At 58.8% G+C, this 15,887-nt stretch carries 14 protein-coding genes and 1 pseudogene; 6 read left to right on the top strand and 9 right to left on the bottom strand.

Annotation, left to right across the window (positions count from 1 at the left end):
• Positions 1–6: 6 nt before the first annotated feature.
• Together UCMB321_RS16395 and UCMB321_RS16390 are read left to right on the top strand one after the other, a co-directional pair.
• Complete coding sequence (locus tag UCMB321_RS16395; RefSeq protein ID WP_040068703.1) at positions 7–1,590, top strand: MFS transporter; 1,584 nt, start codon at positions 7–9, stop codon at positions 1,588–1,590.
• A 137-nt stretch (positions 1,591–1,727) separates the two neighbouring features.
• The gene (locus UCMB321_RS16390) at positions 1,728–2,459 is read left to right on the top strand and encodes a Crp/Fnr family transcriptional regulator (protein ID WP_040068702.1); all 732 of its coding nucleotides are present in this window, start codon (positions 1,728–1,730) and stop codon (positions 2,457–2,459) included.
• A gap of 24 nt (positions 2,460–2,483) precedes the next feature.
• Here UCMB321_RS16390 and UCMB321_RS16385 read toward each other — a convergent pair whose 3' ends face one another.
• The 6 genes and pseudogenes from UCMB321_RS16385 to pnuC all read right to left on the bottom strand — a co-directional run bounded on the left by UCMB321_RS16385 (position 2,484) and on the right by pnuC (position 7,935).
• A complete protein-coding gene (locus UCMB321_RS16385; protein WP_040068701.1) occupies positions 2,484–2,933 on the bottom strand; it encodes a hypothetical protein in 450 nt (149 codons plus the stop codon).
• A 510-nt stretch (positions 2,934–3,443) separates the two neighbouring features.
• Positions 3,444–4,004 (bottom strand): lipid-binding SYLF domain-containing protein, encoded by a 561-nt coding sequence (locus UCMB321_RS16380; protein WP_040068700.1) that lies wholly within the window; start codon positions 4,002–4,004, stop codon positions 3,444–3,446.
• Between the two features lie 147 nt (positions 4,005–4,151).
• Positions 4,152–4,637 (bottom strand): Spy/CpxP family protein refolding chaperone, encoded by a 486-nt coding sequence (locus UCMB321_RS16375; protein WP_052451269.1) that lies wholly within the window; start codon positions 4,635–4,637, stop codon positions 4,152–4,154.
• 97 nt (positions 4,638–4,734) lie between these two features.
• Entirely contained in the window at positions 4,735–5,082 is a 348-nt protein-coding gene (locus UCMB321_RS16370; protein WP_157015980.1) for a hypothetical protein, read from the bottom strand.
• 507 nt (positions 5,083–5,589) lie between these two features.
• Entirely contained in the window at positions 5,590–7,173 is a 1,584-nt protein-coding gene (locus UCMB321_RS16365) for a lactate dehydrogenase (RefSeq protein WP_245220815.1), read from the bottom strand.
• 164 nt (positions 7,174–7,337) lie between these two features.
• Positions 7,338–7,935: pseudogene (pnuC, locus tag UCMB321_RS16360) on the bottom strand (nicotinamide riboside transporter PnuC).
• Between the two features lie 410 nt (positions 7,936–8,345).
• Between pnuC and UCMB321_RS16355 the strand changes: the two are divergent.
• Entirely contained in the window at positions 8,346–8,786 is a 441-nt protein-coding gene (locus UCMB321_RS16355) for a hypothetical protein (RefSeq protein WP_040068699.1), read from the top strand.
• Between the two features lie 183 nt (positions 8,787–8,969).
• Here the strand turns inward: UCMB321_RS16355 and UCMB321_RS16350 are convergent, their stop codons facing one another.
• Positions 8,970–10,259 carry an MFS transporter gene (locus tag UCMB321_RS16350; protein WP_040068698.1) on the bottom strand — a complete coding sequence of 430 codons (1,290 nt, stop codon included), beginning with the start codon at positions 10,257–10,259 and terminating at the stop codon, positions 8,970–8,972.
• A gap of 531 nt (positions 10,260–10,790) precedes the next feature.
• Between UCMB321_RS16350 and UCMB321_RS16345 the strand changes: the two genes are divergently transcribed.
• Positions 10,791–11,591, top strand: coding sequence for a class I SAM-dependent methyltransferase (locus UCMB321_RS16345; RefSeq protein WP_040068697.1), 801 nt, complete (start codon positions 10,791–10,793; stop codon positions 11,589–11,591).
• Positions 11,592–11,618: 27 nt separating this feature from the next.
• Here the strand turns inward: UCMB321_RS16345 and UCMB321_RS16340 are convergent, their stop codons facing one another.
• Complete coding sequence (locus UCMB321_RS16340) at positions 11,619–12,845, bottom strand: MFS transporter (protein ID WP_040068695.1); 1,227 nt, start codon at positions 12,843–12,845, stop codon at positions 11,619–11,621.
• 100 nt (positions 12,846–12,945) lie between these two features.
• Here UCMB321_RS16340 and UCMB321_RS16335 point away from each other — a divergent pair, with 100 nt between their 5' ends.
• Entirely contained in the window at positions 12,946–13,887 is a 942-nt protein-coding gene (locus UCMB321_RS16335; protein ID WP_040068693.1) for a LysR family transcriptional regulator, read from the top strand.
• A gap of 32 nt (positions 13,888–13,919) precedes the next feature.
• Here the strand turns inward: UCMB321_RS16335 and UCMB321_RS16330 are convergent, their stop codons facing one another.
• The gene (locus tag UCMB321_RS16330) at positions 13,920–14,492 is read right to left on the bottom strand and encodes a LuxR C-terminal-related transcriptional regulator (RefSeq protein ID WP_040068690.1); all 573 of its coding nucleotides are present in this window, start codon (positions 14,490–14,492) and stop codon (positions 13,920–13,922) included.
• Positions 14,493–14,641: 149 nt separating this feature from the next.
• On the opposite strand from UCMB321_RS16330, the gene UCMB321_RS16325 reads away from it, so the two are divergent.
• A complete protein-coding gene (locus UCMB321_RS16325) occupies positions 14,642–15,820 on the top strand; it encodes an acetyl-CoA acetyltransferase (RefSeq protein ID WP_040068688.1) in 1,179 nt (392 codons plus the stop codon).
• Positions 15,821–15,887: the final 67 nt, after the last annotated feature.

Raw genomic sequence — 15,887 nt, 5'->3', positions numbered from 1 at the left:
GGTACGATGACTAAAGAGCAGGCCCCGATTTCGGCCTGGCAACCGCTTCGCCATGGACTGTTTCGCAGTCTGTGGCTCGCCAGCATTGCCTCCAACATAGGGACGTGGATGCATGAAGTCGGTGCCGGCTGGCTGATGACCTCCTTGTCGGCCAGCCCTTTCATGGTGTCTCTGGTACAAGTAGCGGCTGCCGCTCCGATGTTCCTTCTGGCGCTACCCGCTGGCGCGCTGGCCGACATCGTCGACAAACGACGCTACCTGTTGGTTGTCCAGGCAGGGATGGCCGTCGTTGCACTTGCGCTCGCCCTGATCACCTTTGCGGGCCTGATGAGCGCTACGCTTTTACTCCTGTTTACGCTGGCCATGGGGATTGGAACGGCGCTGACCATGCCGGCATGGTCAGCGTTGACACCTGAGTTGGTTCCCGCCAGTGACCTGCCCGCCGCGATATCGCTTAGCAGCGTGGGGGTCAACGTTGCCCGGGCACTCGGACCGGCCATTGCCGGCATCATCATCAGCCTGGTAGGGCCATGGGCGACCTTTGCCGTCAATGCCCTGTCCTTCTTTGGCGTTATCGCGGTGCTCGCCTTGTGGCATCGCACGCCACAACAGAGCGTATTGCCGGCAGAACGCCTGTTTGGCGCGATACGTGTGGGTTGGCGTCATGCCCGTAGTTCACGGCACCTGCAGCGAGTTCTGGTGCGTGCCCTGGCTTTCTTTCTGGGCGCAAGCGCCGGTATGTCCTTGCTTCCACTGATCGTGCGAGGTGAGCTGAAGGGCAGCGCCGAGCAATTTGGGATCCTGCTCGGTTGCGTCGGGATCGGGGCGGTTGCGGGTGCAATGTTTCTACCCCGAATTCGTCGTCTGATGGCTGTCAATCGGCTGATGACATTGGCCAGCCTTATCTATGCGGCAGTATTGCTGGCCTTGGCATGGATTCAGGATTTCTATCTGCTTATTCCGGTGATGCTCGTCAGTGGGGCTGCCTGGATCGCGGTATTGTCCAGCCTCCAGGTGTCTGCGCAAACATCGGTACCGGCGTGGGTCAGGGCGAGGGCGTTGGCGGTCTACATTCTGACGTTCTTTGGCAGCATGGCCATGGGCGGTCTGATGTGGGGGCTGATCGCCAGCTGGCTGTCGATCTCGATATCGCTGAGCTTTGCCGCTGTCATCATGGTGTTGGGAGTAGGGGTGGGCTGGTGGGTCAAATTGCCTGCGCTGAGTGCGGAAGACCTGGCCCCTTCGCTGCATTGGCCTCAACCGTTGATCAATGTCGAGGCTGATGGTGAACGTGGGCCCGTCATGATCACGCTCGAGTATGAGATTGACACGACGGATGCCGATGCCTTCAAGGAGGCCATGGAAGAAGTGCGCAGAATGCGCCACCGCAACGGTTCTTTTTCCTGGCAGTTGATGCAGGACACCGAAAATCCGCAACTGTGGATAGAGCTGTTTTTTGACGAGTCCTGGCACGATCATCTACGCCATCACGGTAGAGTCACTCGCGCAGAGTTGAAAATCGAATCAGCCGCCCGGCGCTTTCAGATCGCCGGAAAGCCTGTTCGTATTCGGCACCTGCTCAAAGGCTGACGGGTGAGTCTCGCTCCGTTGCAATCAACGTCTCGACAATCCCAAAACCCGATGAGCGGCTGTGTGCGGTAACGCACACAGCGTACGTTGGCCTAATCTTTAGTAGTTGGGGGACTTCTCCTGGAGAGGTGGCGGATATGCTCGATGTTCCCAAACCACAACAGAACCATCTTCTGGCGGCCCTTCCCGCGCAATCGCTGGAGCGCTTGCTGCCCTACCTCGAACTGATCCCCTTGCCGCTGGGTGAGGTGCTCTACGAATCCGGCGATATCCTGCACCATGTCTATTTCCCCACGGACTCCATCGTTTCCCTGTTGTATGTGATGGAGGACGGTGCCTCGGCGGAGATTTCCGTGGTCGGCAATGAGGGCTTGATCGGTATCGCTGTTTTCATGGGCGGGGAAAGTACGCCCAGCCGGGCCATTGTCCAGAGTGCAGGACATGCCTACCGATTACCCTGCCAGCGGCTCAAGGACGAGTTCAACCGCCACGGGGAGATGCTCCAGTTGATGCTGCGCTATACCCAGGCGCTGATTACACAGATGGCCCAGACCGCGGTCTGCAACCGGCACCACTCCATCGATCAACAACTGTGCCGCTGGTTGCTGCTGTCTCTCGACCGCCTGCAGGACAATCAACTGACCATGACCCAGGAGTTGATCGCCAATATGCTCGGTGTCCGCCGCGAAGGCGTGACCGATGCCGCCGGCAAGCTGCAACGCCTGGGCGTTATCGAATACAGCCGCGGCCACATCACGGTGTTGGACAGGGCCGCGCTCGAGCAACTGAGTTGCGAGTGCTATGCCGTGGTCAAAAAGGAAACCGACCGCCTGCTACCCAGTGAGCCATTGCCGCCTACCGACGAATAGTCGCGGGCCAGCGTCAGCATGCCCTTAATCGCTCCAGTGTATGTTCACCGTATCGATAGATTTACCGTTGAGGGCAACGGTGCGGCGCTCTTCATGTCCATTGGCCTTTGCCACTACCCGGTATTTGTTCGCCGGCAATTGAACGTAGAGAATGGGACCCACTTGGTTCAGCGACAATAGAGCGTCGCCTTTTTCACTCTGGATCAGTACGTCGACATCGCTCAGGTACTTGTTGCCCGACCCCGTTGAAAAGACGAGATGAAGGTTGTAGCCCTGGGTCTGCAACAAGGCCTTTGACTCATCCTGGCCAATGCCACCTGCCACATAGCGGATTCCATTCTGCTCATGCGGTTCCAATTGTACCGCGGACATGTCGACCGGTTCATTGTTGGCTGCAGACAGCACAACGGGAGATACACCCATCAACAGGGCCAAGGCAAGTCTTGAAAACCTCACTGAATAAATGAATTTCATGATCAATACTCCTTGGTTCGTACTCGAACCAATGCATGTACTGCCAGATTGCAAGGAATGGACGGAGTGGGTCTGTGCGCTAGTACACATAGACTCAGAAAGGGGAGTCATAAAGTGATAGTTTGCACTGTGTGGGATGGCGTACAGAATATTGCCGCGAGACAGCACAGAATAAAAACAACAACAGAGCAGCCATCGCTGCAGCAGGTCTAATCATGAACGCCATGACTGATTCAGCTCTGGTACGGCGTATCAATGCACAGTGCCATCCACTGCTACGCTACCTTCACAAATCAAGTGGCGTGCGCTATTTGGCAGTCTGTGAGGCCGGCGGTACTTATGAACTAAGTCCTATCAGTGGCCGTTCAATACACGCGACCGATACGGAGTTGGCCAATAGGGACGTCTGGGAAAGGTTGATTTGAACAGCGTTTCGCCAACCCCGTTTGTCGATCATCACTGCATTGCTATAGACCAGGCTACCGACACTTTCCCGATGTCCGCCTCGATTCAACGTTTGATCAGCGAAATCTTGGTGCCTTCGATGCTGACGCCCGCCATCAGGCCCTCCTGGTCAAAGACAAACGCGTAGGCATCGTCCTTCAAGGTCGAGGTCGACAGGTTTTTCGAGAGCCCCTGGTTAGCCAGGACAACGGTGGGGCCTACACCGAGCTCCCAACCCTTGGTTGCACGGACATAGTTGACCGCTTTGTCAGTCACCAGGAACACCGCATAGGCATAAGACTGGGCACCGGCCTGCAGTCCCCATGAACCGGTCACCGAGTTGTAGTAACCGTCCACTTTCGGGCCACTGAGCATCACCCCCTCGCCATAACTGCCACCAAACACCAGGCCTGCTTTGACGACTTTGGGAAATACCAGTACAGCCTTGGCACTGTGGGATAGGGTTTCGGCAAATGGTTGAGTCTTGTAGAGCATTTGCAAGGCCTGCCGGGATTCTTTTTCCAGATCCTCGGCCGTGGCGGCGCTTGCACTATTGAACAGACCTGTCGAAACCAACGACAGGGTTGTGACAGCGATAAACATAAGTGAGCGTAGTGAAGTGATCATGGTGGTCCTCCAATGCCAGCGATAGCGATGAACCAGGCTGGCTGTCTCTGCGATCATCCGATCATTGTTCGGCCGCGGCCGACCTTTGATCAGAGTGGGAGTCGCTACCGATTCTTGTCTGTTCGGTAGCGCACACAACACTGCACATCAATGAGATTTACTGGCTGTTTCGAGCCGTTCTTCTCGTTCATTGCGGAACAACTTGTCCGCGGTTTTTTTCTGATCGGCGGAAAGCACGCCATATAACGCGCTAAACGACGCGGCAAGTTTTTGCATATTGTCTGCGTGCATCTGGGCCAATTTGGCATAGGACTGCATCGCGTCATCGGCATTTAGCGATGACAGCTTATGCGCACGATCCAGGAAGGCTTTATCGGTGGCATCTGCATTGTCACGCATGGTTTTCGCATAGGCCTCCCATTGTGCCGACTGCTGCTCGGTGATCTTCAGTTTGGCGTGCAGTTCGTTGACCCGTTTTTCTACAAAGTCGGCGTGTTTTTTTGCGTGACGGGCAGCCGCTTGTGAGACAGCGTCGGAACTGTTCGCTGCCGTCGTCTGTGCCGAGACAGAAGTCGTGAGGAAGGCCAGCATCAATACGGCTGGCATGGCCGCTTTGAATACGAAGTTTTTCATGTCTGTATACCCGGATTAAGGGAGCGGATTGACGACAGTGGCTGGGGATCTATCGGTGAGTTCAGCCGGTTGCCTGGGGGGCAGGGGGGCATGGAGCTCAATAGCCGGGTGGCGGATAGTAGTACCTGACCCCTGGCGGTGGCGGTGGCGGCGCTTCCCTGTAAATCACGGCCGGCGGCGGCCGCAGGGCACCGGCGACCGCGGCTCCCAGCAGCGCGCCGGCGATGATCCCGCCCAGATCGTCACCACCGCCGCGATAGTCACCACGATCACCGCGATAGTCGCCATGGCCGCCGCGATAGTCGCGATGGTAAACCGGCCGCCCGTGCCCCTCGCGGTAATGGTCATGCTCCGCCTGTGCGGGTAGCACGGATGCCGACACGGCAATGGCGCCAACCATGACTGCCAGCCGGCGGTATAAAGATAGTTTCGATGTGTGGGTCATGGGTTGTGCCTCTGCGATCATCAGTTGGCAGCGATCTGCCTGATGTCAGGTTGACCCTGTGGTCGAAGCGAGTCTGTTCGGTAGCGCACGCTGGAGGGGCGACACGGCCCCTGTGCCCGAACCGTTATCGCTTGAGGCCACTATGCGCGGCAGCGAACCGACGAGCTGCTGGGGGCATGTCATCGTTCCATACCCGGCATTCAGGGATTTTGCTGTGACACACATTGGCCCATGGCAATGAATCGGAGCAGCCGCTAATCCGTTGCATTGGAGAACGATCAAATGAAACGCACGACCCTATGGATCCTGGTACTTTCCGGTGCCCTCCTGCTGGGGGGCTGTTGGCCTTATTGGCACGAAGGTCACGGCGGGCATGAGCATGGCCGCTACTTCGGTGACGATCGAGGAGGGAGTCAGGGATATAGCAGGTAAAGCCACGGCTCAAGGGCGGGTCCCGGCACCCGCCCTGTTATCCCAGGTGACGTGGGAGAAAGCTGACCGCCAGGGTCAGCCTTTGAGTTTTGCCGGGTCCGCTTGCAACAGTGCTTTGTCCTGAAGCTCGGCCAGGGCTTGTTTCAATTGCGCGGCACCCGTCGGCGTATTGTCCGGGTGCAAGGCGTGTTCCAGCACGTCCCTGAAACTCCGGGTTCTCGATGAGTTGAGCGGGGTGACCGTCTGCTCCAGCAGACGCCCCATCACGTATCTGGATATCCGCGTGGATTGGCTGGCCGACTGTGTCACCGAGGCGTTGGTCAACTCACCCTTGTCATAGCTGATGGTGGTGTGGCTGCTGGCGTGGTCGTCGATCTGGTAAAACAGGTAGTTCTGCGACTCGGCCGCGCTGGTCAGCTTCAGCTTCTGGCCCGGGTACAGCGGCTGGTGATAGCTGGCGGACAGGTGCGATTGCTGGTCCTGCTCTATGGCGCGATTGAACGGATCGCGGCCCTTGAGTCGAGTGGATTGGGACACGTCGTAGGCAAAGGTATCCCGTTCGCCGGGACGCATCGGGTTGCTCGCCTGGGCCGTTTGTTTCACCGACGCGGAGAAGTCAGCCAGGCCGGTCAACAGGTTGCGGTCGATATTGCTCGGCGCCAGCGGGTCGACGGTGGCGGGTGTGGTGGCCGCGCGGGTGTCGGGATAGTTGCTGTTCAGGGTGGAGAACGCATCCTTGAACATCGACATCAGTTGCCGGTCGCCGTTACCCCGGCTGGTGGCGGCGTCGATCTGCTTGAGGTAGCTCTGGAGCGCCTTCTGCTGTTGATTGGCGTTGCCGCGAATCGCCTGGCTCTTGAGGTCCACGGACAGTTGCAGGTCACCCGCGGGCCCGTTCATGCGTACCGAGCGTTGCTGGCCGTCGGCATGGAAACTCAGGGTCTGGGTGCGATTGTCCTCAAGCTTGAGCTTGGTACTCAGGTCGACCGAGGAAAACACCTTGGAATCGAACTGGGTCAGGGCAGCCAGCTTCAGTTGGGGCGGCTCGGCGGTCAGACCGTCGAGCGCGGATTGGAAACCGCCGGCCATCTTGGCCAGGGCGGCACTCTCTTCATCACTGAGCTTGCCGCCATCCACGTGGGCCTGCACGGCCAGGCCATTGTCCTGGTTCGCCAGGCTCAAGGTCACGGTTTTACCGCTGGCGGTCTTGAGGGTCAGGCTGATGGTGCTGTCGGCATTGCGGCTGTGCAGCTGGGATTGAGCGGCAGACAGCTCGGTGGCGTTGAGCGGTTTGCTGCCTGGCGCCTGGATAACCGACTGCGAGATGTCCTTCTTGCCTTCGGCCAGTTGCGCCAACAACGCCGCGCCGAGGCCGGCAAAGCGGTTGGCGTTGGAGCGGCTGGCGAGGTTACCGCCCATCGTGAACGATATCCTGTCCAGCGGGCTGTTTTCCCAGGCAGGCGCCGCCGCGGCGTCAGACAAGGCGCCACGGGCGTTGTAGGTGTTGATTTCGACCACAGTGTTCTGGCCAATCATCACGCTGGAGGCCGGGGAGGAAACCGCAGCGGTTGCGTTGGCAGGCTGTACGCCAGCCGGCAGGTTGCCAGTAACCTGGGAAGGGTTCAGCGTCAAAACACTGATCGACGATATCCCTGTCATGGAGCCTCCTGAGTCAAGAAAGTTGTTCTATGTACAGGAGTGTATCGACTACGACACATTAAACTTGAGGATCGCCCGAGGGTCCGGCCGGACGGCTTCAGCCTGGCGTATCGGGCGTCAATGAGCGAAGTGTTCGAAGGCGATGCCTTGCGCAGGTGCCGGCACTAACGAATCAGCTCACCCGTCGTCGAGTCGCGTCCTGGGAGCGGTCGCTGCTCCTGGCCGTTCAGGTCCTGCTGCCAAGCCCGCAGGCCATAGATCGCCAGCACCACGAAGCCGGCGTACAGCGCCGCTGTCAGTTGCAGGTCCTTGAACAGGAACAGGCCGACGTAGAGGACGTCCAGCACGATCCACAGCCACCAGCTGGCCACATACTTGCGCGCCGCCCAGACACTGGCCACCAGGCTGAAGGCGGTGAGCGATGCATCCATCCACGGCACCGCTGCATCGGTAAGCCGGTAGCACCCCCGCGCCCAACGCACCGCAGAGCAGACCCAGCAGGCCTTCACGCCAGGACAGCCGGGCGACATGGACCTTGCCCTCGCTCAGCTCGCCCTGGCTCCAGCGCCACCAGCCATAGCCTTGCAACACGGCGAAGATGCCTTGCAGCAACGTATCGGAATACAGCTTGGCGTCGTAGAAGATCCAGGCGTAGAGCAGCACCGCAACGACGCCGACCGGCCAGCACCAGCGAATGCGCCGGGCGGTCAGCCAGACGCCGAGGACGTTGACTAGGACAGCGATGATTTCAAGTGTGGACATGCAGGGTTCCTTGACGGAAACGGTAGCGGTGCCTTGACCGGGAGCGGGGAGAGGAGCGGGCTAGTTTGGTATTGAAATTGATACTTATCAATGAATTAGCGGGGTATTTTTCTGCAATGAGCCTTTCAGGTCAAAAAATACCGAGAACTTTTTGAAATATTTCAGGTGTGACAAATCAAAGAATGGGCGGACTTTTTGCCCCAAGCGCAGCTCAGCAGCGTTCAATCAATACGCGAAATGGCCCGCTGAAAAAACTCACATTTCCCACATGCTTCAGGCGTCGGAGAATATTGCGTGCACTAAACGTCATGGCTACAGTTCGACTGTCGCTGCAAATTCAGCGATACGGGTTTTGCAGCCCGGATCGAAAAGGCGCACAGCACCGCGTAAGCGGTTTAAGGAGCGTCACCATGACAAAGAAAATGCCCCCCGATCTGGCTACCACTCGCAACGCCCTCAGTACTGCCGACAAAGGCATCTACCTGCGCAAACTCTCTGATACCCCCTCCAACGAGCCTGAGTCTGTCCCGGCAAACACACCCCGTTTGCTCAACACCCTCGCATTCACCTGCTCCAAACCCGTCACCCCCAAAGCCCCATACAAACCCACGCTGTTTGCCATCCAGCCGGGCATCAATGCCCAGGACGCACTGACCTACGTTTCGAATCTGCTCGAAACGGCGGAACTCAATGGTGACGAAATCAGCCTGCATACTAATCCCGTCGAGCGAGCGTTGTTCTGGGGCATGCTGCATTCGGTGGAGGTAGCGCGTGCGGTGGTGGATGCGCTGCTTGAGGGCGCGTCCCCGTCCAATCAGCTATCCCCTGTAGTGGAGCAACCCTCCGATTGATTGAGGTCGTAAGAAAATAAATCCCGTTTCTCCATTTAGAGAGATCAAGCGCTTGGCCGCTTGATCTCTTTTCTGTTTAAGGGCTGTGCAAGACGTAATAGCGTCGTGGCTTTGCTGAAGCTCACCCTCCAAACCATGACTGGCTAATGAGTGTCACCTTTTGCACTTATCTTGTCTCACCCTCTATTTGGCATGCTCAAACCTCTTGAAACAAAGCAACCCAACCATGCTGACAACGGCGAAGACGAGCCAACCCATGCTGATCGGCGTCCATCGTGCGCCCATACTCCCCAGATAGTTTCCCAATGCTCCACCTATTGCCCAAGAGACTGCTGACGCGCCGAAATAGGTTCCCGCGTTGCTCTCGGTTGTGAGCTCAGCGAGAGCGATATTCGACGCGGGCAAGATGAGGCTTTCGCCGAAGGTGAAAACTAAAGCGATGACGACGAGGATCACCAGAGACTGCTGTGAGTTCCATTCACGTAGGAAAATGAGCGCTGCCAGTGCGAAACAGGCGAGCAGCGCGAGATGACCGATTGACATCAGCGATTGCCACTTCGTGCGTTGAAACCATCGCATTCCCAGAAGCGCGGTTAAGACACCGAACAAGGCGTTCGCGATGTATAACGGTCGCACACCGTTATACCCTGACACTCCCTGAGCGAAAGTCAGCGGGATGAACACATAAATTTGCGTGTACACGGTCCAGAACGGGATAAGTGCGAGGCAGAGTCTTCGAAATTGCCTGTCGTGGAAAGCATCAAAAAACACAGAGGCCCCGCGCCTCGGTCTTTCATTCACGCGCCTTCGTACAGCCGCGAACGGTGCCACCAAAGCCAACGCAGCGAAAATATAACCGCTCACCTCAAATGGAAAAGCGCCGCTATGGACAGGCAGTACGAACAGCACTGTTGGCCCGACCAGCGCACCCAGGTTAAGTACAAGATTATTCAAGACGAATACACGCGAACGAATGTCTGTTTTGAGGGTGCCGAACACGGAGTACGCGGTCGTTTCATAGAGGGCTGCGCCGAGTCCACCCAAGAACGCACATGCGGCCAACGCGGGGAAATCGAGAACATGGCCCAAACCGATGAAACCCAGAGCACGGCAGACCAGGCCTAACGAAGCCAGCACTCTGCTACTGAAGCGGTCGGTAGCGGATCCTAGAATAAGCGGCAACAGCCGACTCGACAGCAGGCTCACGGTGAGTACGCTCGCGATGTCGCCGGAGCTCAAATGTCGCTCGACACTCAGAAAGGCAGCCAGCAGCGGAAAAGACCCGAACACCGAGAGGTTAACGAGAAACTGCAGAAAGAGCAGGACCGTTGTTGCTAAGCCGACTCCGCCGGTAATTCGATCAAAATGCCGCGAAGCCCGGCCAACCTTCGTTGATTGCATGGCGTCACTCGCAGACCGAACTCGTCGCAAATCGAGTTTATTTCTCAATGCGCGATGATCAAAATCGTCCATCCTTCTCTCCCTGATGTTTTTATGGACCGGAAGGACGAAAAGCACAAAAAAGCCCCGTCCGTTTCCGGCGGGGCCTTTCGGTTAAATTGTGGCAAGTGTTTAGAGCGCACAACCTCCCCGCGGCCCGCCGATGGCGGTCGTGGTGGTGGTTGTCGTGGTGGTGACGAAAAATATGTTCATAAAATTTAACGTAACGCGCTCCGTATTGTTCGTCAACGGCAGATTGGTGTTTTCTCTAAGGGAACTCTGAAAAACACTTCCAGATTTCAATGAAAAGGAGACCAACGAAAAGAACGAAGCTGAAAAAATAAATCTGTCCCCTTTGGGAAGCCACGGTGCGCCCCTGATAGTCCAGAGAGGCGCGAGCCTTGCTGCCTTCCTTGCATTTGATAATTGACGTACCCTTTGAGGATCTTTCAACTCCGAATTAGACCGACTGGATGACCGGTGCCGACCTGCGGGTGAGCCGCAGGCCAGACAACTCGGTCAAGATTGACTACAAACGACGAATCACTCTAAGGGAACTAGAACATGCCATCTGCCAAGAGCGTCATTGCCAGCAATCGAGACGCCTGGAACGCTTCTGCCGAGCACCACAGAAGCAGTCGCACCTGGAAGAGTCTTGTCGAGTCCGCTGGCACTCCGGATTTTTCCTGCCTGGATGCAACCTTGACTGAGCAACTGCGTGACATAGGTCTTGCAGGCAAGGATGTTATCCAACTGGGCTGCAACAACGGTCGCGAGTCACTTTCGTTGTTTGCCTTGGGTGCACGATCCGTCGTGGGCGTGGACCAGGCCGCCGCGTTCCTCGATCAGGCCCTTGAGCTGACCGCCCGATCGCCACATACCCCGACATTCGTCGAAGCGGACGTGCATGAGCTGCCCGCCAACCTTTACGAAGCTTTCGATGTCGCACTGATCACCATTGGGGTCCTGAATTGGATGCCAGACATCAAGGCCTTCTTTGCGCACGCGGCAAAGACCCTCAGGCCGGGCGGCACGATGGTGATCTACGAAACACATCCCTTCCTGGAGATGCTGGACCCTGAATCTACCGACCCCTGGAGAGTCGCCAGCTCCTACTTCCAGGCAGGGCCAGTGGTTGAAGACAAAGTCATCGTTTACGAAGGCCAAGGAGAGGCCAACGGAGTAACTAGCTACTGGCACCCCCATGGCCTGGGTGAAATCATCACGGGCGCTATCCGTGCCGGTTTGCGCATCAGCCATTTCTCGGAGTATCCGCACTCCAACAGAGAAGAGCTTTATGACATCTATGAGCAAGGTTATTGGGACGTGCCGATGTGTTACATCCTGACGGCCATCAAGATGTAGCCCTGGACCCGATAACCGGTTGAGCAATCACTGAAGTTCCAGTCGCGTCGATGCCCTTCGGCCAGCCTTGAACCCATGTTCCTTGGCCGCGGACGCCACGATCAGCGCAACCAACAGCATGCCCATCAACACCCAGGGAAAAACTCCGGTCCCCAGGGTTTCCAGGAGCAGGCCCCCGAGCACGCCACTGGCGGCAAATGCGAGGTTGAAGACGGTCACCAGCATCGACTGCGCCACATCGGCACCGTCGCCGGCTGCGTCCGCCAGGGCGGTCTGCAGCAGTGTCGGCGAACCGCCGAAACTCAGTCCCCACACTGCGATGCCAATAAAGGTCACGCCCGCTGGTGCGCCGCTGAAACCCAGCATCAGCGACACCAGGGCGAACGCCCCGAGGCTGAGCAACACCAGGCGACGCAGCCAGCGATCCACCAGCAGGCCGGTTATCCAGATACCGCCCAACGCGGCCACGCCGAACGTCAGCAACGCCCAATCCAGTCGATCGCCCAGTCCGAGGGCGGCTAGAAACGGCGCGATGTAGGTGTAAAGGGTGTAGTGGGCCATGATCCAGAACAGCATCACGACCAGTATCGGACGTACGCCGGGGATGTTCAGGACCTTGCGCATCGGCAGCCGTCGGACGCTCGCCTGGCCGGGATAATCAGGCACCTTGAACCGGACCCAGAGCATCAGCACCAAGCTGAGCCCGGAGAGCACGCCGAATACGCCACGCCAACCGAGCAGGGCACCCAGCCAGGTGCTGAGCGGGACACCAAACGCCAGCGCCAGCGGTATGCCGAGCATTGCCAGGGCCATGGCTCGACCCTGCAAAGGCACTGGCACCATTCGCCGGGCATAACCGGCCAGCAGGCTCCAGGCCAAGCCGGTAGCGATGCCGACCATAAAGCGCGCCAGCAGGGTCAGCGACAGATAAGGTGACAACGCGGTCACGGCGTTGCAGACCAAAAAGGCAGCGCCCGCCAGCAACAGGACGGAGCGCCGTCGCCAGTTTGCGAGGGCGATGGTCAAGGGAATCGCCGCCAACCCTGAACCCAGCGCACACAAGGTGACCAGTTGACCGGCCCAGGCTTGTGAGATGCCAAAGCCTTGGGCGATCTGCGGGAGCAGGCCGGCAGGTACGCTTTCGTTGGCGGTGGCGATAAAGCTGGCCATGGTCAGTGCCAGCAGGGCGGCCAGGGGGATTCTCTCGGGGGTGGCCGCAGCGGTCGCGCGCCCTGCGTTCTGTTTGCCGGTCATTGTCTGCACCTCGATTGCGGGAAGAAGGGCGAGTCTGCTGGCTTTCCTTGTATTTGATAATTGGCGTACTCTTTGTCTGTCTTTCAAATCTGTATTTAAAATGGCAACTGACCGATTGGGTGATATGCGTTTGTTCGCGGAGGCGGCGAGTCTCGGCAGTTTGTCCGCGGCCGGGCGCAAGCTCGGGCTTTCTCCAGCCGCCGCGAGCGCACGGCTGATCAAGCTGGAGATGGCGCTGCGAACCAGGCTGTTCGATCGCACCACGCGGCAATTGCGCCTGACCGACGAGGGGCGGTTCTACCTGCAACATTGTTGGGTGGCCTTGCGCGCCATTGATGACGCGGAGGCGGGGCTTCAAGCCAGTCAGCAGGGCGTGCGCGGAAAAGTGCGGATTTCGGCCTCCGCCGATTTCGGGCGCAATCTGCTGAACGATTGGCTTGAAATATTCTGCGACCAGCATCCAGAACTGAGCATCGCGCTGACACTCTCGGACTCCCTGTCGAACCTGCTGCAGGACGATGTGGATCTGGCTATCCGTTTCGGGCGGCCCAGCGACGGCTCACTGGTCGCGCGGCAATTGGCGCCCAACTGGCGGGTGCTGTGTGCTTCACCTGACTATCTGACACGACGGGGTGAGCCGGCGACCCCCGCGCAGTTGGTTGACCATCAATTTATCGTGCTGGTGACCTCGGCCGGGCCCTTGAATGAATTCCACTTTGTGGTGGATGAGCAGCACTGGAGTCATATCGTGCCGACGGAGCAGGCCTGGGAAACCAACGACGGTGCGTTGGCCCGAGCCTGGGCCCTGGCTGGTCGCGGCATCGCACGCAAGACCATCTGGGACGCTGCCGCGGATATCCGCGCCGGGACACTGAAAGCCCTGTTACCGGATTTCAGCGTGAATGAGGCGGGTGTCTATGCCGTATTGCATGCCAACCGCTACCAGGTACCCCGAGTGCGTGCGCTGCTGGACTTTCTGATTGAGCGCTTCAGTCACGCTAGCGAGGAACTGCTGCGTGACATGCAGGTACCGCGTTTTTAAAGGGGAGAGGGGCTTTGTCGGTCACTCACGCGTCAGTCGACAAAAATAATCTTCGACACCAACTCCGCACTGTTCTTGGCCTGCAGCTTCTTCATCAACCGGGCGCGGTGGACTTCCACGGTTCGGTGGGAAATCGCCAGCTTCCTGGCCACTTCCTTGCAGGTCAGGCCGTTGACGATATGCATCGACACTTCACGTTCGCGGGGGGTGAGGTCCACCGTGGCGTGGTGCGCCCGGTCCAGGCGCTCGAAGTGCCAGACCATCAGCTTGAACGGATCGTCCGGGGTCAGGGTATAGCCTTGCGACCGGGCCCAGAACACCTCGCCGTTCTTGTGCTGCATGAAGCGCTCATCGGAGTAGGAACCGGTCTTGCTGCACAGCAACCAGTTGCGGCTGCGATTGCCGATGGTCTTGTAGTCCGCCTGGGACGGGTAGATCAGCAAGGTCAACTGCCCGAGCAACTCCTCGCGCGGATAGCCGAACAATTCCAGGAAGGCTTCGTTGCAGTCGAGCATCACGCGGTCGCCGGTGATCAGTTGCGCTGCCGGTGACACCTTGAATGCCAGGCGCTGAAGGTCTTTCAGTTGCTGCGTGAAGACGGTCATTGGCATCCTGCCTCGGTAGGGATCCTGTACGGGCGATATCGCCCTCGGGTCGGCTACGTACCCAAGTACGTAATTGTACTAACTGGCGAGCGATCCCGGCGGTGCGCCATTGTAATCAATGCCTGATTCAAACCAAGAAGAAAATCACCATGATGAATGATTGCGTATCCATTGTTGCGGCCGGCCACTCGCCCTTTGGCCGTCTTGCCGGTTCCACCCTGGAAGATCTGATCGTTCAAGTGACCCGCCAGGCGCTGACGGACGCCGCGATAGAGGCTGCGGAAATCGATGCGCTGTTCCTCGGGCATTTCAATTCGGGCATGGTCCCGGACGGGTTTGCCGCCTCGTTGCTGCTGCAAGCCGACCCGGGGCTGCGTTTCAAGCCGGCCACCCGCTGTGAAAACGCCTGTGCCTCGGGGGCGGCGGCCATCCAGGCGGGGATCAACGCGATTCTCTCAGGCTCCGCCGAACTGGTGCTGGTGGTGGGCGCCGAGAAGATGACCGGCAACTCCACGGCCGAGGTCACCCGCGCCCTGGCCGGCGCCGGTTACCAGAACGATAGCGAGGAGGCCGGGCTCAGTTTCCCGCAACTGTTCAGCCTCGCCGCGCAGCAGTATCGCCAGCGCTACCACTGCCCCATGGCGTCCATGGCCGCCATCGCGGCGAAGAACCACGCCAACGCCATGGCCAATCCCCTGGCGCAGATGCACAAGGTGATGGATTTCGAACACTGCAACAATGTCTCCCAGAGCAATCCCTATGTCGCGCCTTCGCTGCGCCTGACCGATTGCTCGCTGATCAGCGACGGTGCGTCGGCCATCGTGCTGGCCTCGGCCAGGCGCGCCCGGCAGTTTCGCCGTGAGGTACTGATCCGTTCGGTGGCCCAGGTCAACGATCTGCTGCCGATAGCGCGCCGCGACATCCTCGCCTTCGAAGGGCCGCAGCGCGCGATCCACTCGGCCCTGCGCAGCGCCAGTGTGACCCTGGGCGACCTGGGCTTTGCCGAGGTCCACGATTGTTTCACCATCGCCGAGCTACTGATCTATGAAGCCATGGGCCTGGCGCCCCGGGGCGAGGGGCATCGGGCCCTGGATGACGGGACTGTGCGCCCGGGTGGTCGCCTGCCGGTGAACCTGTCCGGCGGACTCAAGGCCAAGGGCCATCCGGTGGGGGCGACCGGGGTCTCGATGCATGCCCTGGCTTTTCGGCAACTGACCGGCGAGCCAATCGGCCTGGCCGCGGCGAATCCCGAGTTCGGCCTGGTGTTCAACATGGGCGGCATGGCGGTCGCCAACTACGCCTCGGTCCTTCAGGCACGCAGGAGCTGAGCATGAATATCGCCAACTGGTTGGAAGATACCGGGCTGCGCTGCCCGGAGCAGCCGGCCTTGTTCGA

Origin of the sequence: Pseudomonas batumici, assembly GCF_000820515.1 — a bacterium.
GTDB classification, from domain to species: domain Bacteria; phylum Pseudomonadota; class Gammaproteobacteria; order Pseudomonadales; family Pseudomonadaceae; genus Aquipseudomonas; species Aquipseudomonas batumici.
This window is presented reverse-complemented; position numbering and strand designations above follow the sequence as displayed.

Excerpts from the sequence above, each read along its gene's own strand:
- UCMB321_RS16395 (WP_040068703.1), top strand. The coding sequence starts at position 7 with ATGACTAAAGAGCAGGCCCCGATTTCGGCCTGGCAACCGCTTCGCCAT.
- UCMB321_RS16390 (WP_040068702.1), top strand. The coding sequence starts at position 1,728 with ATGCTCGATGTTCCCAAACCACAACAGAACCATCTTCTGGCGGCCCTT.
- UCMB321_RS16385 (WP_040068701.1), bottom strand. The coding sequence starts at position 2,933 with ATGAAATTCATTTATTCAGTGAGGTTTTCAAGACTTGCCTTGGCCCTG.
- UCMB321_RS16380 (WP_040068700.1), bottom strand. The coding sequence starts at position 4,004 with ATGATCACTTCACTACGCTCACTTATGTTTATCGCTGTCACAACCCTG.
- UCMB321_RS16375 (WP_052451269.1), bottom strand. The coding sequence starts at position 4,637 with ATGAAAAACTTCGTATTCAAAGCGGCCATGCCAGCCGTATTGATGCTG.
- UCMB321_RS16370 (WP_157015980.1), bottom strand. The coding sequence starts at position 5,082 with ATGACCCACACATCGAAACTATCTTTATACCGCCGGCTGGCAGTCATG.
- UCMB321_RS16365 (WP_245220815.1), bottom strand. The coding sequence starts at position 7,173 with ATGACAGGGATATCGTCGATCAGTGTTTTGACGCTGAACCCTTCCCAG.
- UCMB321_RS16355 (WP_040068699.1), top strand. The coding sequence starts at position 8,346 with ATGACAAAGAAAATGCCCCCCGATCTGGCTACCACTCGCAACGCCCTC.
- UCMB321_RS16350 (WP_040068698.1), bottom strand. The coding sequence starts at position 10,259 with ATGGACGATTTTGATCATCGCGCATTGAGAAATAAACTCGATTTGCGA.
- UCMB321_RS16345 (WP_040068697.1), top strand. The coding sequence starts at position 10,791 with ATGCCATCTGCCAAGAGCGTCATTGCCAGCAATCGAGACGCCTGGAAC.
- UCMB321_RS16340 (WP_040068695.1), bottom strand. The coding sequence starts at position 12,845 with ATGACCGGCAAACAGAACGCAGGGCGCGCGACCGCTGCGGCCACCCCC.
- UCMB321_RS16335 (WP_040068693.1), top strand. The coding sequence starts at position 12,946 with ATGGCAACTGACCGATTGGGTGATATGCGTTTGTTCGCGGAGGCGGCG.
- UCMB321_RS16330 (WP_040068690.1), bottom strand. The coding sequence starts at position 14,492 with ATGACCGTCTTCACGCAGCAACTGAAAGACCTTCAGCGCCTGGCATTC.
- UCMB321_RS16325 (WP_040068688.1), top strand. The coding sequence starts at position 14,642 with ATGATGAATGATTGCGTATCCATTGTTGCGGCCGGCCACTCGCCCTTT.